The sequence below is a fragment of the Ruegeria sp. YTSA226 genome (genome assembly GCF_059609905.1).
In genome coordinates, this window is sequence record NZ_JBXWMQ010000010.1 from 90,438 (window position 1) to 112,727 (window position 22,290).

A 22,290-nucleotide genomic window follows, 5' to 3' on the forward strand; every position below is an offset into this window, starting at 1 on the left:
ATGCTTGGTCACTGAAACTAGGTGTCGGGTATGCCAAGGTCAAGGCGTCAGCGCACGGGTTAGCGCAGCTTTCACCAGATCGTGTGGCAGCCACATCAGCTGGGCTGTTCGGGTCCACAGAATTGCAGTTCTGACTTCGCGGTCCGGATAGATCTGCGACAATGAATCAGCATAGGCACCCATCTGCCGCAGCAGTCCTTCGGGGCAGGATGCTGCATTGTCTGGCACTGTCATATTCGATTTAAAATCAATTACCTGGACGTCCGTTTTGGTGACGATCACCCGATCAATGACACCATGGATACGCCGCCCTCCCAGATCGGCCGTTACCGGGACTTCGGCCAAGGTATCGGGGGCGAACACGGCCTTCAGGTGATCCGCCGTCAACACATTTTGCGCCTCGGCCAGCAATCCTTGCCGCTCGGCCTCACGCATATCGGGAAGAACCCGTGCGCAAAGCTGCGGCCAGTTCTCAGGAAGGACCCGCGGCAAATGCTCCAGCAGCAGGTGCAGGCGGGTGCCGCGCAGCTTGGCGGCCTCTTCATCCTGGCCCATATCCCCGGGCAAGGCCTTGGCCCCGCCCAGATCAGACGGGCTGAGGGTTTCCGGCGCCGCATCAATGGCGGGGGCGGAATTCAGGAAGGTCGGCGGCAATTCGCTGTGGGCATGAACAGCGCCTGTGTGTTCGATAAATTCCGGACCATGCCAATCTCCGTGCGACAAGCGCAGGATCTCACTGTTGGGCAGAGCTGTTGCCCCTGCCCGCGCCATAGCCGCCTGAACCAGTTGATACCAACTGGTTCCGTCCTTGCCGACATCCCCTGCCGCACTTACGATTAGCCACTTCTCTGCACGGGTCAGCGCCACGTATAACAGGCGCAACCGTTCATTCTCTTCCCGTTCGCGCGCTTCGGCTCGCGCCTGCGCGATCAGCGCCGGGGACGCGTCTGCCGGTACTTTCCATAGTGGCTTAGCATCCGTCACCATGATCTCGGCATCGCGCGGTGCTTGCCGTTTTCCGGTATCGGGCAGGATCACGATGGGCGCCTCCAGCCCTTTTGATCCATGCACGGTCATCACGCGGATCATGTTTCCGACACCGCTCATCTGCCGTTTGATTTCCAGATCGTCGGTCTGCATCCAGACCAAAAATCCGGTCAGGCTGGGAATGTCGGTACGTTCATAGGCCAGCGCCTGCGACAACAGCGCGTTGATGCCGTCTTCGGCCTCGGGGCCCAGCCGACCCAACAGCAGGCGCCGCCCGTGATGACGGGTCAGAATCCGCTCGATCAGGTCATATGGGCGCAGAAAGTCGATTTGGCTGCGTAGGTCATTCAGAATGGCTAGCGTCTCGGGAAACTCCTCGGCCCGATTTCGCAGCGCTGCCCAAAGGAATTGCTCTTGTCGCCGATGTGCCAGATCAAAAAGCCGCTGTTCGGACCAGCCAAACAGAGGCGATTTCAGTACCGTGGCCAGCGACAAGCTGTCCTCGGGCGTGGCCAAAAAGCTCAGCAGAGCCGCCAGGTCCTTGACCGCGAGCTCGGCTCCGACCTTCAACCGGTCAGCCCCTGCAATCGGCAGTTCGGCAGCCTTGCAGGCGCGGATGATCTCAGCAAACAGGTCCGAGCGGCGCTGAACGAGGATCAGAAAATCCCCCGGCTGTACCTTTCGCCGGACGAAACTGCCCGGTACCTCGCCATCTTCGGGGATGGTTTCCCCCTGTTCGATCATATCCCGGATCGACTGTGCAACCTGCTCGGCCAGAACAACGGTATGGTGGCGCGCACCAGGGCGGTCCACCGGGTCGGTCCATTCGGTATCTTCCTCGTCTTTGACTTTTTCGACCACCGGCCATAGGTCGACGCGCCCTGGCAGATCGGACTTGAAGGCGCGGTGCTGGCTTTCTTTGTGAAACCCGGCCTCGGCATGGTTTTCGAACAGAATATCGACCAGAGACAGAATGGCGCTGGAGGAGCGGAACGAGTACTCCAGCGTAGAATCCGACAGTTTAGAGCCTGATTCTTCCAGTTTCCGCCCAAATTCGGCCTGCATCCTGTCAAAGGCCTGAGGGTCGGCCCCCTGGAAGGAATAGATCGATTGTTTCTTGTCACCCACCACGAAAATAGTGCGCTCAATCCCGGACCGGGCCCCCTCCCCGCTGGTGAATTCCTGCGCCAACTTTTCGACGACGTCCCATTGGTCCGGGCTGGTATCCTGGGCCTCATCCACAAGAATGTGGTCAATCCCGCCGTCCAGTCGGTACAATACCCAAGACGCTACCGCCGGGTCGTTCAGTACGTTTCGGGCGCGCAGGATAAGGTCGTCAAAGTCCAGCCAGCCGCGCAGTTGCTTGCGCCGTTCATATTCCGGCAGAAAGGCCATTGCGAACCGGTGAAGTGCCAGCGTTTTGCGGGCTGCAACCAGTGCAAGCCGCTGTTCACGCGCGGCTTCGATGCGCAGCATCAACGCCTCTAGCTGTGGCATCTGACCCGCCAGAACACCTTCGCGCAGGGGTTTGGTCGGGAAAGCGTTAATCTTGGCGGTAAACGGGTCCTTGGCCGCCTTTCCGGTCAGAAATACATCTTCAAGCACCGGCAGCGCACCGATTTCGGCGCGGGTGAAGGCCGCAAGCCTGGTGGCTGCCTTGGCGTTGTTCCCGCCGCTTTCGGTCAGTGCGGGCAGGACGCTGCGAATAAGATCGACCTCACCCCCCAAAAACACCTGACCCAGCAAGAGCTGTTCGTCAAAGCCGGCGGGCAGATTGAATTGCTGCAAAACCTGCGACCAATCGACGGCCTGCGCAAACAGATTGCGCTTTTGCGTGATGGCGGCGGTCAGTTTGTCGAACCCTGTGTCAGTCACAAAACGGGCGACATCGCCGATCAGATTGGCCATAGGCCCTTGGGCAAAATCCTCGACGATTTCTTCGCGCAGCAAGGCGGCGGCCCGATCCTCCATCTCGGTGAATTGTGGGCTTACTCCAGCCTCAAGTGGGAAACGGCGCAGTAGCGAGGCGCAGAAAGAGTGGATGGTCTGAATTTTCAGCCCGCCGGGCGTTTCGATCGCACGGGCAAACAATGTGCGGGCCTGTGCCAGACGGTCCGGGTCAATCGCACCCTGAACGCCCAGATCGGTCAACTGCGCCAATAGCGGAGCATCTCCCAGCATGGCCCACTCACCGAGGCGTTTGAACAACCGGTTTTGCATCTCGCTGGCTGCAGCCTTGGTGTAAGTCAGGCAGAGGATGTGTTGCGGCTGCACCCCGTCCAGCAACAGCCGCGCCACCCGATCGGTCAGAACCCGCGTTTTGCCAGATCCCGCATTTGCCGCCAGCCAGGTCGAGGTATCGGGTCGTGCGGCCTGCACCTGCCGTTCGGTTGCGTCGTTGCGGGCGCTCATTTCAGGTACTCGGGGGCGCTGTTGCTGGTTCGGTCCCACTCTCCGAAACGTGCCAGATGATCATAGTCCCCGATATCGGTATCCTTGTGCAGCATGCGGCGCGAGGTGAAGCCTTGATCAGGCTCTAAATAAGAGGAAATGAGCTGTTTCAGCTCAGCCAGGACCTTGTCGACCGGCTCTTTGGTCAGAGGCGCGGGCACCTCTTTATAGGTGCCGCCCATGCCGATAAAAATTGCTTCGGCCACAGGCAGCGGGTCAAACCCTTCGATCCCGCCCTGCTCGGCCATTGCAGCTTCGATCAGCAACTGTTTGTCAAACTTGGCCTGCTGGCTTTCGGTCGGGGGCGCACCGGTTTTATAGTCGACCAGCCGCAGCGCCCCGCGGCTGTTCAGGTCAATGCGGTCGGCGCGCCCGACCATGGTGAAATCCAGCGGACTGAGCGCCAGTTTCATCGCGGCCTCAAAAGCCACAGGTCCACCATCGCTGCGCCGGGTGGTCTCGGCCCTCAGGAAATCATCCGCAATCCGTTCCAGCCGCGCGAGCCATAATTTGCGCGCTGTGGGCCATGGAACATGCTGGACCAGCAGGCTTTCGGCGCGTTTCAAGAAGCTTTCGCGTGTCAGCAAGGCCGTGTCCAGCACGCTGTCCTTAACGAATTGCTCCAAAATCTCGTGGATCACGATCCCGCGCAGCAGCGCATCCGGGGCCTGAACCAAAGGGTCCAGAGGTTTCAACCGCAGCACATGTTTGGCGTAGATCGCATAAGGATCACGGATCAGGCGCTTGATCTCGGTGACGCTCAGGCGGCGCGGGCGCGACCCGACCGGAGGGCGCGGAGATGGGCGCGGTGCCGCCTTGATTTCTGGAGCGTATTCAAGTTGTTCGGACCACCCCAGATATTGCCGCCCTCGGCCGCGCATTTCTGCAAGGGCGGTTTGGCCACCCTGTTCTGCCAGGCCACTCAACAGGTTGGTTAACCGATTCAACCAGCGGGAAGGAACGGTTTCGGCATCGTCGGACCGGGTCGACCGGGTCAGCCAGACCTCGGGCGCGCCGATAGCCTGCTGGAAGTCATGTGCCGACAGGCCAATGCGCCGCTCTGGCAGTAACAGCCCAGCCTTATCGCGCATCTGCCTGTTCAACCAAGGATCGGGCGCGGGCGCCTCGGGCCAGCTGCCCTCGTTCAAACCGCCAAGGATTAGCAAATCGGCGCCCTGCACCCGGGCCTCGAGCGTGCCCCAGATCATGATCCGGGGGTGTGGCGCGTCGCGGTCGCGGACCTCTTCTCCGGCCAGCAAAGCACCCAGCAGATCGGCAAAGTCATGGGCGGTCATGGTGCCGCCATGCTGAGCCTCATTTCGCAGCTCGGTCACAACCGCCAGGGCCTTTTGACCGGCGTTCTTGTCCCACAAAGTACCGGGATCGTCAGTGTTACCGGCGGAAATGGCCTGAGCCAACCCGTAGAGGCGATCAACCCAATCCGTCAGTGGCAACTCATCAGCGATTTGCTGGTCGCAGAAATGCTGCACCAACCACTGGACCCAGCCTTCGGGCACCTCTTTGCGGATGGCAAATGCCGTCAGGCTGGCGGCATCCGGGAATGGTGGCCCGTGGCGGCGCAGGTCCAGTTCCAGATCGCGGGTGTGCAACAGATGAGAGCCACGCTCGCCCCCGTCATGGCTGAGCGGATGTTTCAGCAGGGTCAACAGCGCCTCGCCGTCCAATCGACGCGCGAACAGGGCCGCGACATGGCGCAGGAACCGTCCGGGTGGGGACAGCTGCAGCGGCAGGCCAGCACTGTCATCGGGCAGGATGTTCCACCGGTCCAGCGCAGCGCTGACCTGACGAGTCAGCATGCGGTCGGGGGTGATCAGAGCGGCGGTCTGGCCGGTTTCAGCTGCCTCTCGCAAGCGGAGTGCTATGGCCAGGGCCTCGGCCCGGGGGGACTGCGCCTCGACCAGGGTCAGGTCCTTGGTTGCACCATGCAGATCGGTCAGTTGTGGACCTTCGGACATCCATGCATCCGTGATCGGGGCAGGGCGTAACGCAAGCGATATCAGTTTGTTACGGGCGGGTGAGGGTGGATTGTCCTGGGTCCAGGCTGTGATTTGATCCGGGTTCTGCCCAAGCTGGTTCATCAGCTTCCGGAACCGGTATTGCGGGTGATCCTCAGAGGTTAACGCCGCATCCAGCTGAGCCCAAACCTGATCGGGCTGGTCAAAGTCAAAACCCGGCAGGATCAATGCGCCCTGCGGCAGGCAGGCAACGGCTTGCATCAGCATCAGTGTCGTTCCCCGTGACCCCGTCGAGCCGGCAAGAATGACCGGGTGCTGAGGTGGATCCACTCGCCAATGTTCGATTAGGTTCTCGACCACGCGGCGCTGCCGGGCCTGCGTGTCCAGGATGTCGTCTTCTGAGTCGATGAAATGATCCGCAATCCCGATAAAGGCCTGCGCGCGGGCCCAATGCCCAGACATGTCGCCGACATCCAGCCGCCGGATCGCTTCGGGTGAAACGCCTTCGCCCTGCATCTCATCTATCAATGCGGCCAGACTGTCTGATAGGTCAAACAAAGACGAGCGCGCCGCCAGATCCGGTTGTTGATCCAGCAGCTTCGAGACCAGCTGCGTCAATTCCAGCCGCCGTCGCAGGGGCGGGATTGCGGGTGGTATCTGCGCCAGATTCACGCTTTCACCCAGATCAGTCACCAGTGATAGGCGCGGCAACAAACAGGCAGGGCCCTGGTCGAACAGCTCACGCACCCTGCGAGCCATACGCCGCGTGTTAACAACCAGCTCCACTCGGGCCAAAGCCTCGGGCGGAAGAGCGGCACAGCGATTTCTCAACCCCCGGACCAGCGCCTTTGGAAAATCCACACCCGGAGGTACGGCAAAGACGCGGGGCAGGGGTGAGGGGTCAAACATCCGCCAACAGACCTTCAGCAAGGGCGATCCCTTCCGGATGGCCAACATCGCACCAGCGGCCGGGATAGGTCAGGGCAAACAGCCGGTCTTTCTTTTGCATCCGATCCCAAAGCAGGTTCAGCGAAAACACCTTGTCTGGAATTTCGACCAGCCCTTCCGTCTTCATGATCTGCGCGCCTCCGTAGATCAATCCGGGGCCGCGGGTAATCCGGCCCGTTTCATCAGCAGTAAAGTCTCCGGCCCCGGCATGACCAATCGCCTGCGCGGTCGGGATGCACATTAGCAATGCGTCCATCAAATCAGGGTTCCAGGCGGCCCGCAGCATTGTCAGCGGGTTCGGGCCGGACCAAATGGCGTCTGAATTCATCGTGAACACTGATTCAGACCCTAATAAAGGCAAAGCTGCCCGTAATCCGCCACCAGTATCCAGAATGTCGGGCTGTTCATGTGAGACAAGCACGTCTTTCGGGGCCAGATGCGCCTCAAGCTGATCTGGCAGGTAATGCAGGTTGGCCACTTTGCGAACCGGCCCAAGCGCGTCAACCAGATCCAGCGTATGGTCGATCAGCGGGCGCCCGGCTACCTCGATCAGCGGCTTGGGGCGGTTCAGGGTCAGGGTGCCCATGCGGGTGCCGAACCCGGCTGCGAACAGCATGACGGCATTGGGGGGCTGGGTCATCTTTGTCTGAGCCTGTTCAGGTTTTCGGGTGTTGGCGCGGGCAGAGCCGCGCGCAGCAGGTCGGCAACATTCACCAGCGCCGGGTGATCCAGATCCCGCATCAGATGGCCCCACGCAGCGGGGATCAAATCGACATAATGGGGTTTGCCATACTCGGTCGCAAGCCGGGTAAACACACCAAGAATCCGCAGATTTCGCTGGGCACCCAGCACGGCATAGGCACTGCGGAAATCATGATCGTTGACGCCCGTAGCCGAGATATAGTGGCTGACCATCCGCATTTCCGTACCCGGCGTCACTTTGCGGCGCACATCCTGGAGCAAAGACACCAGATCATAGGCAGGATGGCCCAGCATGGCGGTCTGAAAATCCAGCAATCCAACGCGCTCAACCCCTTGGCGGTCAGGGAGCCAGATCAGGTTTTCCGCGTGGTAATCCCTTTGGACAACAACTTTGGTGCCGGATGTTTCTTGATGCAGGATATCAGCAAATCGGTGTTCGAACCGATCCTGCGCATCCTGGTCATAATCGCCAAGAACCCCTTGGGCGTATTTGGTGAAGGATAAGGCCGCCAGTTCGGTCATCAGTGCCGGGCCGTAAGATTGCAGCGACAGGGTCGGGGCCTCGTGCAACGTGATCAGAACATCTGTCGCCGCCTCGTATAATTCCCGCTCCATATCGGGATGTTTGACCAGAACCCGCGCGAACAGGTCATCGCCAAGGTCTTCCAGAAGAAGAAACCCATATTGCGTGTCTTCGGCGTAGATCTGTGGGGCGCTTAGTCCGATAGATTGTAAATGCCGGGCCATCCGTACGAAGGCTTCGACCGGTTCCGCCTGGCCCGGTGGTGAATCCATCAGAACAGCGGACTTGCCCGTAACCGGGTCGGTCAGGCGCTCGTACCGGCGGTTCGAGGCATCCCCCGCCAAAGGCTCTCGGCGGGCCTTGGACCACGGCGTGTGTGAAATCAGAGCTTCGGCAAGGACGGCGCGGTTTGTCATTCGCTGACCTCCAGTTTTTGAGCCCATTTTTCGTCGGTCCATGTGAGGGTGATGTGGCGCATATCCAGCATGTCCGGGTCTGTTTCAAATGTCATCGTCAGGGCAGAACCGGGTGTCAGCAGGCCCAGTTTCTCGGGCCACTCAATCAGGCAGATCGCTTGCTCCATCGCTTCGGCCAGCCCAAGCTCTTCGACTTCCTCCACCGCGCTCAGCCGGTATAGATCGCAGTGCCAGATCTCACCTTTACGGGTGTCATAGACCTGAACCAGCGTGAATGTGGGCGAGGGCACATCCTCGGACCGGGTCATCAGCGATTGGATCAGACTACGCGCAAAATGGGTCTTACCGGTTCCGATCTCACCCTGCAGCAGCAGGATGTCGCCCGGATGCAGAATTGCACCCAGCCGACTGGCAAATTTGGTCGTATCTTCGGGCGAATTCAGGGTGATCCTGAGGGGTGGTAACGTCATGGCGCCACAATGGCCCCACGCTGGATTGGCTGCAACCCGGTTCAGGCGCTGATTTGCTGTATCTCGTGCTGTGGCAACGCATTGTGCGTGGCAAAGCGAATGATGGTGGCCCCGTTTTGCAATGGGCAGATGGTGCAGTTCAGATCGGTTCCGTTACGCATTTGGATTCTGGCTGACCACTCAGCCCGGCTGTCCCGCATTTCGACGAAATCCCGGATTTCACCCAAAATCGGAGTGGCCGTGCAATGTTTCTGCCAGTTGCGGGTCACGTCCAGAACCGTGTCGGGTTCAAATCCGGCACCATCGGCTTCACCCCATAATTTCTGATAGGCATAATTGGTGAAGGCCAAGGTACCGTCATCACCGAAAACGGCAACCGCGTCGGCCAGCTTATCCAGGATGGATTGCATCAAATCCATTTCCGCCCGAAAGCGGCGGGTCAACGTGATCTCGGCCGTGATATCTTCGAACAGAAAGGCCACCGCACCATCCGGGTGCGGGCGGCCGCTGACGGAATAGACCGAGCCGGATGGCAGCGACCATGTTTCCTGGTAATTTCCGTCTTCTGCGGCCTCCAGCAGATCGTTCATCTGATTACGCCAGCTGCGATAGTTCTTGGGTTCCGGCATCATGTGCTGATCGCGCAGGCGGTCAAAGAAACTGGACAGGTTGGGGCGGCAGCTCAGGAAATCCGGGGGCAGGGTGGTCAGGTCAATCAAGGCGGGGTTGAACAGGGCAAGCTGGCGATTTCTGTCAAAAATGGCCAAGCCGATGGACAGCTGTGCAAAGGTTTTGGTCATCGTCTGTACGAATTTTCGCTGTGCTGTCTCGGCGGCGACGATGGCGTTGATGTCCACAGCGTAGCAAAGGCTGCCTTCCGGATGGTCCAACATCGTCAGGTCAAACCAAAGCTTGTTTGCACTGTCTTCGGACGAAATGAATACACGGGTCTTGGCGCTGATACGCGCGCCATTTTCGGGCCCGGGAAAAAGAGGTGCAGTCAGGTCGGTATCGCCACCGCGCACTTTGCGGACAAGCGAGACATAGGCGGCGTTGCACCAGCGGATCTTGTTTTGATAATCCAGATGCCAGACCGGGTAGGGCGCCAGTTCCATCGCCAGGCGGATCGGATCGCTATTCTCGCGCAATACGGTTCTGGGGTAATCAGAGCTTTCCCGCAGCTGTACGCGCACGACCCCGTCGATCCATTCGCACAAAACGTCCCGCTCGACCGAGCAATCAATGGCGGGGATGACAAGATTCCCTTCGTGCCTGACGCGTTCAGGGGTTTCAGGAAAGCCCGGAAAATCCCGCTGCAGCAGCCGACGCAGATCTGACCAGTCGCGCACAGCCTCAAACCCATCCAGGGCGATGTCTGTGTGGCTGATCAGGCGGTCACCGTCGAACAGAAACACGACATTGAACAACGAGGCCGGCTCGGACAGGCCGAAATTGTCACTTGTCTGCTGACGACGGGGCAAAAGCCATTGAACCGCCAGACTGGCAGACACCACACTGATGACGGCCAATATGATCCAGTCGACCATGTGCTCTCCCGCGGTGAATTCACGGGTATAGCTATGGGTGGAAATGGTTAACGGGGTCTTAACTCAGACTTGGATATGCTGATTTACACCTGAAGGAACGGGGGTGTCGCCGGTCTGTGCATCCACAAGTTTTCGCGGCCAGGATACCCGGACGATGGCCCCTATACGTTCGGGATTGTCCGACAAGGTCTGATATGGATCAGAGCCATTGGCGAAGTCCAAATGCGCACCGCTGCGTTCCAGCAGGGTTTTTGCGATGAACAGGCCCAGGCCCATACCTTCATATTCCGGCCGGGCCCGCTTTTCCGATTCTGCCCGCCGTCGGCGCATGAACGGATCCCCGATCCGGCCAATCATTTGCGAAGGATACCCGCGGCCGTCATCCATGATGTTGATCGTAATCCTTTCGGCTGTCCATTCCGCTTCGACCCAGACGTTGCTGCGCGCGAAATCCACAGCATTCTGGATGAGGTTGCGCATTCCGTGGATGATCTCAGGTTTACGCAGGATCGAAGGCTGTTGAACATCGCCATCCCCGACCGGACCTTCGGCAAAGTGTACCTGCTTGCCGCGGTTGATATGTGGCTCGGCGGCCTCATGGATGACAGTGGAGAGGGGGGCCTGTCTCAGGTGGAGGTCGTCTTTACCAGCCCGCCCCATGTCGCGCAGAATGTCGCGGCAACGATTGGCCTGTTCGCGGATCAAGGCGGCGTCTTCTTTCAGATCCGGGCGGTCGTCCAGCTCTTCAATCAGTTCGGCACTGGTCAGTTTGATTGTTGCCAGAGGTGTTCCAAGTTCGTGCGCGGCGGCAGCGACAACTCCACCAAGATCGGTCAGTTTCTGTTCACGTGCGAGGGCCATATGCGTGGCCGACAGCGCCTGAGACATCGACTGGACCTCAGAGCTTACGCGGTGGGAATAGGCCCCCAGGAAAACGATCGCGATAACGATGGCAGCCCAGTTTCCGAACAGAAGGATATCGGGGATCTCAAGATCCACACCGCCATCCGTGTGCAGGGGAAGGTGAAATTCGGCTAGCAGCGTGGTCAGAATGATGGCCACCGTACCGATGATCAGCGTAGACCGGGTGCTCATGACATTGGCCGAGATCGTCACAGGACCCACCAATAGCAAGGCGAACGGATTATTGAGGCCTCCGGTAAGGTACAGCAGGATGGTCAGCTGCAACAAATCGAACAACACCATCAGAAAGTTTTCGAACTCGGACAGGCGTTTGTTGCGTGGAAAGACAAGAATAGCCGTCAAGTTGCCCATGACCGAAATGCCGATGGCCAGATAGCACAGCGTCACATCCAACTGCACATCATAGGTCTGTTGCGCCACGGTGATTGCGGTGATCTGGCCAAAGATGGCCACCCAGCGCAGCAGGATCAGCGTCCGCAGGCGAATCCAGCTGCGTTCCTGACCAGGCCAAAAAGTGATGTTGGAATCTGCCATTGGTCCATTATGTCCTGTTGCATCGGCTGTTCATCTTGATAGGTGTCCCGGCCGGAACGATCAACAACTCCTCTATCGTCAGGTAAGATGCCATGGTCCGTCTATACGCTATCCTTGCAACAGTTGTTTTGGCCGTAGGTCTGGGGGCCATGTGGCTGCTGACGCGCGGCGCAGGCTCGGACGACAAATTCGCGCAGTGCCGGTCCAGCCAGATCGCAGGGGGCACGGCCACCATTGGCGGGCCCTTCGAACTGATCAACGGCAAGGGCGAGACTGTGACCGACAAACAGGTGATAACCGAACCTACGCTGGTCTACTTCGGCTATACCTTTTGTCCGGATGTTTGCCCCTTTGACATGTCCCGCAATGCCGAAGCGGTGGATATTCTGGCCGAACGCGGACAATCGGTGACGCCGCTGTTTATCTCGATCGACCCGGATCGCGACACACCCGAAGTTATGGCCGATTACGCCTTTAACCTTGGTGGTAAGACCATCGCCCTGACCGGCACGCCTGATCAGGTCAAGGCCGCCAGCAAGGCCTATAAGACCTATTATAAGGCCCATGACAAAAGTGATGAGTACTATCTGGTTGATCACTCGACCTTTACTTATCTGGTCACACCCCAGGACGGGTTTATCGAATTTTTCGATCGCAATGACACAGCCGAGCAGATGGCTGACAAGGTGGGCTGCTTTCTGGACAAGATCTAGAACGCAACGGTCTGTTTGACCTTTGCAATGGCGCTGCTATTACTCATGTTTAAGCCAACGGCGTGAATTAGCGGAAAGAATAGAATATGGCGGACAGCTCTGACCTCGACATCGGCCCGGATAAATCGCTGTTATTGGTGGATGATGACGAACCGTTTCTGAGACGTCTGGCCAAGGCCATGGAGAAACGCGGGTTCGAGGTTGAAACCGCGGGCTCTGTCGCCGCTGGCCGCGCCATTTCCACAGCCCGTCCACCTGCATATGCGGTTGTTGACCTGCGGTTGGAGGATGGCAACGGCCTGGATGTGGTCGAAGTGCTGCGCGAAAAGCGCCCCGACAGCCGGGTTGTGGTTCTGACCGGGTACGGCGCTATTGCCACCGCTGTGGCCGCAGTCAAGATTGGTGCCACCGACTATTTGTCGAAGCCCGCCGACGCCACCGACATCACCAACGCATTGCTGGCCAAGGGCGACGAACTGCCCCCGCCGCCGGAAAACCCAATGAGCGCGGATCGCGTGCGCTGGGAGCATATCCAGCGGGTCTATGAGCTGTGTGATCGCAACGTCAGTGAAACCGCGCGACGCCTGAACATGCACCGCCGGACATTGCAACGGATCTTGGCGAAGCGTAGCCCGCGATGAGGTCGTGGGTTTAGCTTGCGCATAACAGACCAGAACTCATGAAGCCGAAAAGCCGAATTGAGTCTCGACATGCGGCCACCAAACATATGCTTTGTCGCGGCTGATGGACCGCCACCCCTGAAGACTTTAATTTAGTGTCTGTTAACCAGTTTGTGTTGTCGTTAAGTTCAATAATTATATTTTCCGAACAAATAGTTGAGATGTATCGAAGTGTCGCCGCTCCCTAATACGCCATACGAAAGCCTCCGTATTTCCAACCCTGCCCTTAAAGTCATTGTCTCTGTTGTCACCTGGGCAGCAGAGAGATTTGGGTTTTGGGCGCGACCACGAAAGGGCGCTGCAGGTGAGCTTTCCGAAATGAACATTTTGGACAACCTGTACTGGGTCTATAAAAGTAAGAACCCCATTCAGCAGCCTGAAGCGGAGCTGGATCAGTCCGGCTTTATGACTAAAACGGCCGTACGACTTTCAACCGCTGACATCAGTGACACATCAAATTCGGTCACTCTGAGCTTTGCCGGGGACATTCTAAGAACCCACAGGGCCAGTGTCGCAAAAGACCAGGTATATGCTGAGATTGAAGATCTTTTGTTTCAGGATGATATTTTGGTCGCCAACTACGAGTCACCTGTAACGACACAGCCTTTGATTGACGAAGTGATCGGGGACGCTGGCCCGCCGATCGAATGTGCGTCGGAAGAACAGTTCGATGCTTTGACCAGCCATAACGAAAGGTTCATTGATGTTTTGAACCTTGCAAACAACCATATTCTCGACATGGGTGTTGAGGGGCTTGAGACGACTTTGAACGTCTTAAGTGACAGAAATATCATGCAAATCGGCGTGAATGAGAGTTTGGCAGAAGCCACAGCCGTCAAAACGATCGAACGAAAAGGGATAAAGTTCGGATTTGCGTCCTGCGCTTTTGGTACCAACGGCCACGCGCTTCCTGAAGGTCAAAAGCAGAGCATCAATATCGCCAAGCTGACTTCAAAACATCAAGCGCCGGACACCACCCTTCTAAAGACACAGATCTCGAACGCAAAAGCGGCTGGCTGTGATCTGGTTATTGGGATTATTCATTGGGGTCATGAGTTCGAGCTGTTCCCGCGCCGAGCGCAGCAAGAGGCCGCACAGGATTTGGCCGAATTCGGAGCTGATCTTATCGTCTGCCACCACCCCCATGTCCCTCAGCCAATACAGCTGTATCGCACACAGACCGGAGATCGGACGGTGCCAATCGCCTATTCCCTAGGAAGTCTGCTGTGGGGTTTCGCCGATAGAGACATTGCCAGCAGTACGATTATGCAGATTGAAGTACAGAAGACTGAGGGCAAGGCCGAAATAACAAATCTGAAGGCGACGCCAGTGCGTTGGCATGCCCATGAGATGGACGGTAACGTCTTTCAGAAGGTGGCGCGATCAGAAGGCTGATAGTGGTCAGGGCCCAATCTCGGCCATCAATGCCGAATGTCTATGCGTATAGGCACATCTTACTTCAACGGGTGGCCGCAATTTGATCTGCAGCCCTTCCATAATAACCCTGTCCGGGCGGCCGAAGAATTTTGTCGCCTCGGCCTCGGAAAAGCCCGCGATCTGGGTGGCTTCCATCCAGGCGCTGATCTTGTCGGCCTTTTTGATTTGCCGTTTAACCGTTTTAGGCACCGCAGCGGGCAGGCCAAACCGGATGTGGATCGCCGCAGCCAGCCGGTCATCCAGTGCGCCATAGTCGGGACCGACAGCGGATTTGACCGGAGAGATCATATCTCCGATCACGTATTCCGGCGCATCGTGTAACAGGGCCGCCAGCCGCCATTTGACCGGTGCCTTGGGGGCAATACGACCAAAAAGCTCTTCGACCAACAGCGAATGCTCGGCCACCGAATAGGCGAAATCGCCATGTGTCTGCCCGTTCCAGCGGGCCACAAAGGCCAGCCCATGCGCGATATCCTCAATTTCGATATCCACCGGTGTTGGGTCCAGCAGGTCCAGCCTGCGCCCGGACAGCATTCTTTGCCATGCGCGGGGTTGTGTTGCCATTCTGCCATGCCTTGTGAAGTGGGACACATTAAATTCGCATTTTTGTGGTAAGCTGTACCTGTCAAGATCACCAGCTGCCAACTTTTTCTTGAGCAATCGTGCTTTGAACAAGCGCGCGGTGATACCGACATTTGTACCGAGGGGGGCGCATGCTCCTCCCGGTGTGCCCCTCTCGGACGTAACTCGTATCGAAAGGAGCTTGCTATGTTCAAGCGTTTGTTAGGAATTGCTCTGGCCTTTGGTATGGCCGCCACTGCACCGCCTGCCTTTGCCCAGCAAAGCTGTGCGTTGCGTGATCAACTGATTTCAACGCTACAGGACAATTATTCCGAGGAATTGGCCTTTGGTGGATTGCAAAAATCCCGTGGCTCGCAATCGGTGATGGAGGTCTGGACCTCTCAGGAAACGGGTAGCTATACCGTTTTGGTGACACGTCCGAACGGCATCAGTTGCATTGTCGCCGTTGGGACCGACTTTTTCCAAGCGATCCCCAAAATCAAGGTAGAGGGCATACCAAGTTGATTTTGGCGGCTTAAAACCCCGTTTCCGGCCATCTGCGTTGCCACGTCCCAAAAGGGATGCTAGGGCAACCCGGATTGAATTATACCGGAATGGAGCACCTGATGGCCGGGGACTATATCGTCAAAGACATTTCGCTGGCCGGGTTTGGCCGCAAAGAACTGGATATTGCAGAGACCGAGATGCCGGGCCTGATGGCCCTGCGCGCGGAATACGGTAACGCAAAGCCCCTGAAGGGCGCGCGTATTGTTGGGTCGCTGCACATGACCATCCAGACAGCCGTTCTGATCGAAACACTTGTGGCGCTGGGCGCGGATGTGCGTTGGGCGTCGTGCAACATCTTCTCAACCCAGGACCACGCAGCGGCGGCGATTGCCGAAGCCGGAATTCCGGTGTTCGCCATCAAGGGCCAGACGCTGGTAGAGCATTGGGATTATCTGGACAAATCCTTCCTGTTCACCGACGGCCCCAACATGATCCTGGACGATGGCGGCGATGCGACGCTGTATATCCTGCTGGGCGCCCGCGCCGAAGCGGGCGAAGACATTATCCCCGTACCGGGCTCGGAAGAGGAAGAGGTGATCAAAAAGCAGATCGCTAAGCGGATGGCCGCGTCCCCGGGTTGGTTCACCAAGATGCGCGACCAGATCCAGGGCGTGTCCGAAGAAACCACGACCGGTGTGAACCGCCTGTATCAGCTGGTGAAAGACGGCCAACTGCCGTTCCCAGCGATCAACGTCAACGACAGTGTCACCAAGTCGAAGTTCGACAACAAATATGGCTGTAAGGAATCGCTGGTCGACGGTATCCGCCGCGCCACCGACACTATGATGGCTGGTAAAGTTGCCGTGGTCTGTGGCTATGGTGACGTGGGCAAAGGCTCGGCCGCGTCGCTGCGCGGTGCCGGTGCCCGTGTGAAAGTGACCGAAGTTGATCCGATCTGCGCCCTGCAGGCCGCGATGGACGGGTTCGAGGTTACGCTGCTGGAAGACGAAGTTGACAGCGCGGATATCTTCATCACCACGACCGGCAACAAGGACGTGATCCGCATCGAGCATATGCGCGCGATGAAGGACATGGCCATCGTCGGCAACATTGGTCACTTTGACAACGAAATTCAAGTGGCTAGCCTGAAGAACCACAAATGGACCAACATCAAGGAACAGGTGGACATGATCGAGATGCCCTCGGGCAATCGTCTGATCCTGCTGTCCGAAGGCCGCCTGCTGAACCTGGGCAACGCCACCGGTCATCCGTCTTTTGTGATGTCGGCTTCGTTCACCAATCAGGTGTTGGCCCAGATTGAGCTGTTCACCAAAGGCGATCAGTACGAAAACAAGGTCTACATCCTGCCTAAACATCTGGACGAGAAGGTTGCACGCCTGCATCTGGACCGTATCGGCGTGAAGCTGACGCAGATGGACAGCGAACAGGCATCGTATATCGGTGTGAATCCGGAAGGCCCCTATAAGCCTGAACATTACCGCTATTGATTGCGGGTCAGGCATGACCAAACCTTCTGGACGCCGTCGGATATTGCATCTGGCGGCGTCTTTCGTTTTCTCAGCACTCGCCTTGGTGGTTTTGATGGGTGGGGGTGGCTACTGGCTTTTGTCCCACCCGCAATCACCGGTTCCGGACCACTGGAACCCTTTGCGAGATCTGACCATTACGGCTCGGGTCACGCCGGTCACACCTGTGCAAATGCGACGAGCTTTGGCCGATGAAACGCAGTGCAGGGCCGCATTGGCCGGGGCGGGGGTAAGCTTTTCCTTGGTCGAGGATCTGATTGTCGACGAGAAATGCGGAATAGCCGGGCGCGGGGTTCTCTCGGGCTTAACCACGGCCAGCGTCAATGGCGTCGAGACCCGTTGTGCCACGGCTCTGCGATTGGCCATGTGGGAACACCATGTGGTCCAACCCGCCGCGCGCGAGATGTTGGGCAGCAGGGTGCGCAGCTTGCGCCACCTGGGCAGCTATAACTGCCGGCGAATGCGCACCGCGCAGGGAAAGGACAGCGGTTGGAGCAGTCATGCCACAGCTGATGCCATCGATATTGTCGGGGTCGAGTTGGCAGATGGGCGAAGCCTGAGCCTGCTGTCGGACTGGACAACACCCGGACCCGAAACAGATTTTCTACACCGGATTGGCCGGGGTGCATGCGAATGGTTTCGGGTGGTACTTGGGCCAAATTACAACCGGCTGCATGCGAACCACTTCCATCTTCAGGGACCGGGTTGGGGATATTGCAGATAACCACCGGTCGGTTAGCAGGTGCCATGTCGGCACGCTGCACTGGTTTCAATATTTTCCCGCTACGCCCTGAATCCAAACCACCTGACCCTTACAGAAGGCCAGAATCAGGCATTGTGGTACGCGGAGTCTATCTGTGCTGCCATAATTTCGCTTACGGGGAATGACCTGAAATTTTCCCTTTGTGTAAACAGAACAACTGACTAACCTTCCGACACCTGTTCATAGGCGCATTGAAAATCGCAGCCAAAGCTGCTCAACGGGAGAATTATTCATGGGAAAACGCGACGAACTGATCGCCAAATACGCAGATGATCTGAAAAACAAATGCGGGATGGACGCCGACATGGACCTTTTGACCAAGGTCACAATCGGATGTGGTCCGGCGATTTATGACGCCGACGCGTCGACCGTGGCAGCCACTCAGTCAGGTGAGCTTGAGACCGTCAAAAACAACTTCCTGGTCAAGAAACTGGGCCTTTCCGACGGCCCCGAGCTGATGGAAGCGATCAACAAGGCGCTGGAAACCTATGGCATGTCCGAGCGCAACAAGTATCGTGCTGTCGTTTACTATATGCTGACCAAGCATTTCGGCAAAGAGTCGGTCTATAGCTAAATCCGGGTTTCGACCAATCAGCGCCCGCCCGATCTGTGGCGGGCGTTTCCAATTTTAGGTACTTGTTGTTTGTGCCAAGCCGGCCAAATGGGCTAGTGTCAGTTTGTGATCAGGACGGTCAGAACCGAAATTCTATACGCGTGTGGTGAGTCGGGAGCACGCGGGGTAGGGAAGGTTCTGCATCTGTCAGGACCTTCCCTTTAATCAATCCGACTTCGTTTGCCCCAGATCGCAGATCACCTGCCACTCGGCATCGCTGACCGGTTGTACGGACAGGCGGGAATTCTTGACCAGAACCATCTCATCCAGACGTTCATCCACTTTGATCTGATCCAGCGTGACCGGGATGGTGAACGGGCGCACGGCTTTGATATCCACACATTCCCAACGCTCATCCTCGGTGGTGCTGTCTGGATGGGCTTCGGCGCAAACCTCAACAATGCCGACAATCGCCTTGTCTTTTTGCGAATGATAGAAAAAACCACGGTCGCCCACGGCCATCTGCCGCATGAAATTGCGTGCCTGATAGTTGCGCACCCCATCCCATTCTTCGCCCTCTGCGCCCTTGGCGACTTGCTGGTCCCAACTCCAGGTCGAGGGTTCGGATTTGAACAGCCAATAAGCCATCAGCCGACCACCTTTTTCCAGACGATCAGATCAACTGACTGGAACAGTCCTGCATTGGCATAGGGATCATTGTCGGCCCAGTTTTGCGCCGCCGTCATATCCTCGACCTCGAGGATGATCAGTGATCCGATCATCGCATCGCCTTCCAGAAGGGGTCCGGCCTGGGCAACAACACCGGTTTCTTCGATATAGGCCAGATGGGCGGAACGGTTATCCAGCCGGGTTTGCAGCGCGTCGGGTTTATCCTTGGCGATAAGGGCGATCAGCATGTTATTCCTCCTTCAGGGGTCGGTTCAGCAGCCAGCGCATGGCTTCACCAACGCTGCATTTTCCGGTGCTTATTTCTGAAACGATTGTGCTTATGGGCATGTCCAGGTCTTCGGCCTTGGCAATTTTGGCCAAAGCCTTGGCCGTGGCAACACCTTCGACGGTTGTGTTTGCGTCGAATTCATCTTGACGCCCAAGCGACAGGCCAAAGCGATAGTTTCTGGACAGCTCGGAACAGCAGGTCAGCACCAGATCACCCATGCCTGACAGGCCCATCAGGGTGTCAGGGCGGGCCCCGCGCATCAGCGCAAAACGCTGCATCTCGGCAAAGCCTCGCGTCATCAAAGCGGCCCGGGCGCTTTCACCCATTCCCTCGCCAATACAGGCGCCACATCCGATGGCCATGACGTTTTTCAAGGCCCCGCCAAGCTCGGCACCGACAGTATCCGTCGTGCGATAGAGGCGTAGATTTGCGGTGCTCAATTCATGCTGCAGGTCACGGCCAATCGCATCATCCGCACAAGCGAGGGTCAATGCGGTGGGAAGGCCGCGCGCGATGTCGTCCGCAAAGCTTGGCCCGGTCAACAACGCAGCGCGCGCCTCTGGGACGGTTTCACGGATAACGGAAACCGGCCCAAGGCCCGAGGTCAGCTCTATCCCTTTGCAGCAGGCGACCAGCGTTTTATCTCTGAGGGTAGCAGAATGCGCACACAGCGCGCTCCGCAATTTCTGCATCGGCACGGACAGGAGGATGATTTCGCTTTCTGACGCCAGATCAGCGTCCGAAGTAATCGTAATCGCTTTGGGCAGAGGTGCATTCGGCAGGCGCGCGCTGTTTACGCGATGGTTCTGCATCATCTGGGCCTGATCCGGATCCCGAGCCCATAGCGTGACGGGGCCTTTTCCGGCCAGCGAAATCGCCAGAGCTGTTCCAAACGCTCCGGACCCCAGAACCGACACGCTCATGCTTTGGCTCCTTTTTTGCCGCTGCCCAACATGGCCGGGCTAGTTTGATCCAGAGGCCAACGCGGACGCGCGGTCAGGGTCAGATCATCGCGGGCACCCGTGCGGAAACGTTCAATTCCGGCATAGGCGATCATGGCGGCATTGTCGGTGCACAGGGCCAACGGAGGGGCGGTAAATCTGGCACCTTTTTCGGCGCAGATAGACTCTAACGCGGTACGAATGGCCGTATTTGCCGCAACGCCGCCCGCAACAGACACAACCGCCTCCGCAGGGCCTTCCAATAGGTAAAGGTCGATTGCGCGGCGGGTTTTCTCGGCCAAAGTGTCCACGATGGCCTGTTGGAACCCGGCGCAAAGATCGGCGCGGTCCTGTCGCGTCAGGCCACCTTTTTCAGCCACGATCTGGTCGCGCATTCGCATCAGCGCGGTCTTGAGCCCGGAAAAGGACAAATCGCAGCCCGGACGGTCCAGCAGTGGCCGCGGAAACCGGAACCGCTTGGGATCGCCCGTGCGGGCTTCGACCTCGACCGAGGGGCCACCGGGTTGCGGTAGGCCCAGCAGGCGGGCTGTCTTGTCAAAGGCCTCTCCCGGGGCATCGTCGATGGTGCCGCCGAGACGGGTGAACTGCTCGGGCCCATGGGCAATCAGATATTGGCAGTGCCCGCCCGAGACCAGCAGCATCAGGTAGGGAAACGCGATCCCGTCCGTCAGGCGTGGCGTCAGTGCGTGACCGGCCAGATGGTTGACTCCGATCAATGGCAGGCCCGTGGCGGCACTGATCCCTTTGGCGCACATGACGCCTGACATAACTCCCCCAATCAGGCCGGGACCGGCGGTTACGGCAATAGCGTCCATGTCGGCAAGGCCCAAACCTGCGGCCTCTAAAGCCTGCATCACACAGGTATCCAGCTTTTCCGCATGGGCGCGGGCGGCAATCTCAGGCACCACGCCACCAAATGCGCTGTGCAATTCGGTCTGGCCATAGACAACCGAGGACAGCACCTCGGCGGCTGTATCATCGGATTGGCGCACGACTGCGGCGGCCGTGTCATCACAGCTGCTTTCCAACCCGAGGACAGTAAGTGTTTGCACCATTGGCCTGATCCGTTACACCTTGGTTGCCAAGCGGGGTATCACCCTGCGCGGATGCAAACAATCCCAAGGCCGAAGGCGCCAACTGTTGTATTTGTTGATGACCCGCCCGCGCGCTGCGTCTGAAAGGTTCGTCGCGCAGTTGCCAACCCGCATCAGAAGCCGGGTAGAGGTTATCCATTCGCCGATCCTGGAAATAAAACCTTTGGCGGTGCAAGTGCATGCGGATGAAGCAAAGGGGCTGATCTTTACTTCGGCCAACGCCGTTAATGCGGCGATGTCTTTAGATGTATCTCGAAAGATGCCGGCCTTTTGTGTGGGTCCTGTTACCACCGGAACGGCCAAAGGCGCTGGCTGGGATGCCCGGATGGTGGGTGCTACCGCCGAAGAGCTGATTGCAAACCTGCTAAAGCACCGGCCCCAAAGCCCGCTGCTTCATCTTCGGGGGGAGCACAGCCGGGGTAACATTGCTGAACGGTTGACCGAATCCGGTCTGGCTGTGCGTGAACAACCTGTCTATAAACAGCACTTGTTACCGCTCACAGATCGGGCAGGCGCCGTTGCTGAGGGCAACGAACCGGTGATTGCCCCCATATTTTCACCCAGAACAGCGCGACAATTTGCCGACATCTGGGTGGGTTCGGCACCACTTTGGCTGGCTGCAATCAGCGAGGCCACGGCTGAACCCCTTTATTCCTTGGATTATGTCCGCCTGAAGATTGCCAAAGAGCCGACACCGAAGAAAATGCGGAAAGCCGTTAAAAAGCTTGTGAAACATGCGATGCGGGTTGAGGGCGGCGAGGCCACAGATTAACTTAGTCTGGTTAGTTGTTCAGGTTGTTTTGGATTCGAAAAGGGGAACATTGCGGTGGCTGGTAAGAAGAAAACCGATCAAAAGCCGGAAGATGACCCCAAGGCTGACGCAGTCGAGGACATTGTCCAGACCCCGGATGAGGCACCTGTTGACGATGCTGACCCCGTAGACGAAACGCCTTTCGAAGCCGAAGCCGAAGCCGAAGCCGAAGCCGAAGCCGAAGCCGAAGCCGAAGCCGAAGCCGAAGCCGAAGCCGAAGCCGAAG

At 57.9% G+C, this 22,290-nt stretch carries 20 protein-coding genes and 1 pseudogene; 9 read left to right on the plus strand and 12 right to left on the minus strand.

The genetic code is table 11. From position 1 onward, the window contains the following. Nucleotides 1–39: 39 nt before the first annotated feature. From addA to regB, 7 genes are all read right to left on the minus strand, one after another. Nucleotides 40–3,399, minus strand: coding sequence for a double-strand break repair helicase AddA (gene addA / locus AC2FFF_RS13745; RefSeq protein WP_281973380.1), 3,360 nt, complete (start codon nucleotides 3,397–3,399; stop codon nucleotides 40–42). After that, nucleotides 3,396–6,323 (minus strand): double-strand break repair protein AddB, encoded by a 2,928-nt coding sequence (addB, locus tag AC2FFF_RS13750; protein WP_496750942.1) that lies wholly within the window; start codon nucleotides 6,321–6,323, stop codon nucleotides 3,396–3,398. Before addB ends, addA begins: the two co-directional genes overlap by 4 nt. Continuing rightward, complete coding sequence (locus tag AC2FFF_RS13755) at nucleotides 6,316–7,002, minus strand: nucleotidyltransferase family protein (RefSeq protein WP_281973378.1); 687 nt, start codon at nucleotides 7,000–7,002, stop codon at nucleotides 6,316–6,318. Before AC2FFF_RS13755 ends, addB begins: the two co-directional genes overlap by 8 nt. Then, on the minus strand, nucleotides 6,999–8,003 hold the full coding sequence (locus AC2FFF_RS13760; protein WP_281973377.1) for an aminoglycoside phosphotransferase family protein: 1,005 nt from the start codon (nucleotides 8,001–8,003) through the stop codon (nucleotides 6,999–7,001). The genes AC2FFF_RS13755 and AC2FFF_RS13760 overlap by 4 nt, the downstream gene beginning before the upstream one ends. Next, nucleotides 8,000–8,473 carry a tRNA (adenosine(37)-N6)-threonylcarbamoyltransferase complex ATPase subunit type 1 TsaE gene (gene tsaE, locus AC2FFF_RS13765; protein WP_281973376.1) on the minus strand — a complete coding sequence of 158 codons (474 nt, stop codon included), beginning with the start codon at nucleotides 8,471–8,473 and terminating at the stop codon, nucleotides 8,000–8,002. The genes AC2FFF_RS13760 and tsaE overlap by 4 nt, the downstream gene beginning before the upstream one ends. Nucleotides 8,474–8,514: 41 nt before the next feature. Next, complete coding sequence (locus tag AC2FFF_RS13770; protein WP_281973375.1) at nucleotides 8,515–10,020, minus strand: PAS-domain containing protein; 1,506 nt, start codon at nucleotides 10,018–10,020, stop codon at nucleotides 8,515–8,517. A 63-nt stretch (nucleotides 10,021–10,083) separates the two neighbouring features. After that, a complete protein-coding gene (gene regB / locus AC2FFF_RS13775) occupies nucleotides 10,084–11,478 on the minus strand; it encodes a sensor histidine kinase RegB (RefSeq protein WP_142637465.1) in 1,395 nt (464 codons plus the stop codon). A gap of 92 nt (nucleotides 11,479–11,570) precedes the next feature. Between regB and AC2FFF_RS13780 the strand changes: the two genes are divergently transcribed. The 3 genes from AC2FFF_RS13780 to AC2FFF_RS13790 all read left to right on the plus strand — a co-directional run bounded on the left by AC2FFF_RS13780 (nucleotide 11,571) and on the right by AC2FFF_RS13790 (nucleotide 14,266). Continuing rightward, the gene (locus AC2FFF_RS13780) at nucleotides 11,571–12,191 is read left to right on the plus strand and encodes an SCO family protein (RefSeq protein ID WP_281973374.1); all 621 of its coding nucleotides are present in this window, start codon (nucleotides 11,571–11,573) and stop codon (nucleotides 12,189–12,191) included. A gap of 86 nt (nucleotides 12,192–12,277) precedes the next feature. Continuing rightward, a complete protein-coding gene (locus tag AC2FFF_RS13785; RefSeq protein ID WP_142637470.1) occupies nucleotides 12,278–12,832 on the plus strand; it encodes an ActR/PrrA/RegA family redox response regulator transcription factor in 555 nt (184 codons plus the stop codon). Nucleotides 12,833–13,189: 357 nt separating this feature from the next. Further along, complete coding sequence (locus AC2FFF_RS13790; RefSeq protein WP_281973373.1) at nucleotides 13,190–14,266, plus strand: CapA family protein; 1,077 nt, start codon at nucleotides 13,190–13,192, stop codon at nucleotides 14,264–14,266. A gap of 6 nt (nucleotides 14,267–14,272) precedes the next feature. Here AC2FFF_RS13790 and AC2FFF_RS13795 read toward each other — a convergent pair whose 3' ends face one another. Further along, nucleotides 14,273–14,872 (minus strand): HD domain-containing protein, encoded by a 600-nt coding sequence (locus tag AC2FFF_RS13795; RefSeq protein ID WP_271950659.1) that lies wholly within the window; start codon nucleotides 14,870–14,872, stop codon nucleotides 14,273–14,275. 204 nt (nucleotides 14,873–15,076) lie between these two features. On the opposite strand from AC2FFF_RS13795, the gene AC2FFF_RS13800 reads away from it, so the two are divergent. From AC2FFF_RS13800 to AC2FFF_RS13815, 4 genes are all read left to right on the plus strand, one after another. Continuing rightward, nucleotides 15,077–15,394: a hypothetical protein gene (locus tag AC2FFF_RS13800; protein WP_142637476.1), complete on the plus strand. Its 318-nt coding sequence runs from the start codon at nucleotides 15,077–15,079 to the stop codon at nucleotides 15,392–15,394. Nucleotides 15,395–15,495: 101 nt separating this feature from the next. Beyond that, on the plus strand, nucleotides 15,496–16,884 hold the full coding sequence (ahcY, locus tag AC2FFF_RS13805; RefSeq protein ID WP_271950718.1) for an adenosylhomocysteinase: 1,389 nt from the start codon (nucleotides 15,496–15,498) through the stop codon (nucleotides 16,882–16,884). 13 nt (nucleotides 16,885–16,897) lie between these two features. Continuing rightward, nucleotides 16,898–17,647 carry an extensin-like domain-containing protein gene (locus tag AC2FFF_RS13810; protein ID WP_281973372.1) on the plus strand — a complete coding sequence of 250 codons (750 nt, stop codon included), beginning with the start codon at nucleotides 16,898–16,900 and terminating at the stop codon, nucleotides 17,645–17,647. A gap of 271 nt (nucleotides 17,648–17,918) precedes the next feature. Then, nucleotides 17,919–18,260 carry a DUF2853 family protein gene (locus AC2FFF_RS13815; RefSeq protein ID WP_281973371.1) on the plus strand — a complete coding sequence of 114 codons (342 nt, stop codon included), beginning with the start codon at nucleotides 17,919–17,921 and terminating at the stop codon, nucleotides 18,258–18,260. Between the two features lie 204 nt (nucleotides 18,261–18,464). Here AC2FFF_RS13815 and AC2FFF_RS13820 read toward each other — a convergent pair whose 3' ends face one another. The 4 genes from AC2FFF_RS13820 to tsaD are packed head-to-tail and all read right to left on the minus strand — an operon-like array spanning nucleotide 18,465 to nucleotide 21,214. Then, complete coding sequence (locus AC2FFF_RS13820; RefSeq protein WP_281995804.1) at nucleotides 18,465–18,887, minus strand: EVE domain-containing protein; 423 nt, start codon at nucleotides 18,885–18,887, stop codon at nucleotides 18,465–18,467. Beyond that, nucleotides 18,887–19,156 carry a YciI family protein gene (locus AC2FFF_RS13825; RefSeq protein WP_142637484.1) on the minus strand — a complete coding sequence of 90 codons (270 nt, stop codon included), beginning with the start codon at nucleotides 19,154–19,156 and terminating at the stop codon, nucleotides 18,887–18,889. The genes AC2FFF_RS13820 and AC2FFF_RS13825 overlap by 1 nt, the downstream gene beginning before the upstream one ends. 1 nt (nucleotide 19,157) lies before the next feature. Then, on the minus strand, nucleotides 19,158–20,120 hold the full coding sequence (locus AC2FFF_RS13830) for an NAD(P)H-dependent glycerol-3-phosphate dehydrogenase (protein WP_281973369.1): 963 nt from the start codon (nucleotides 20,118–20,120) through the stop codon (nucleotides 19,158–19,160). Then, nucleotides 20,117–21,214: a tRNA (adenosine(37)-N6)-threonylcarbamoyltransferase complex transferase subunit TsaD gene (gene tsaD / locus AC2FFF_RS13835; RefSeq protein ID WP_281973368.1), complete on the minus strand. Its 1,098-nt coding sequence runs from the start codon at nucleotides 21,212–21,214 to the stop codon at nucleotides 20,117–20,119. The genes AC2FFF_RS13830 and tsaD overlap by 4 nt, the downstream gene beginning before the upstream one ends. Nucleotides 21,215–21,311: 97 nt before the next feature. Here tsaD and AC2FFF_RS13840 point away from each other — a divergent pair, with 97 nt between their 5' ends. Together AC2FFF_RS13840 and AC2FFF_RS13845 are read left to right on the plus strand one after the other, a co-directional pair. Beyond that, on the plus strand, nucleotides 21,312–22,025 hold the full coding sequence (locus tag AC2FFF_RS13840; RefSeq protein WP_142637490.1) for a uroporphyrinogen-III synthase: 714 nt from the start codon (nucleotides 21,312–21,314) through the stop codon (nucleotides 22,023–22,025). Nucleotides 22,026–22,079: 54 nt separating this feature from the next. After that, a pseudogene (locus tag AC2FFF_RS13845) lies at nucleotides 22,080–22,290 on the plus strand (hypothetical protein); the annotation flags it as partial.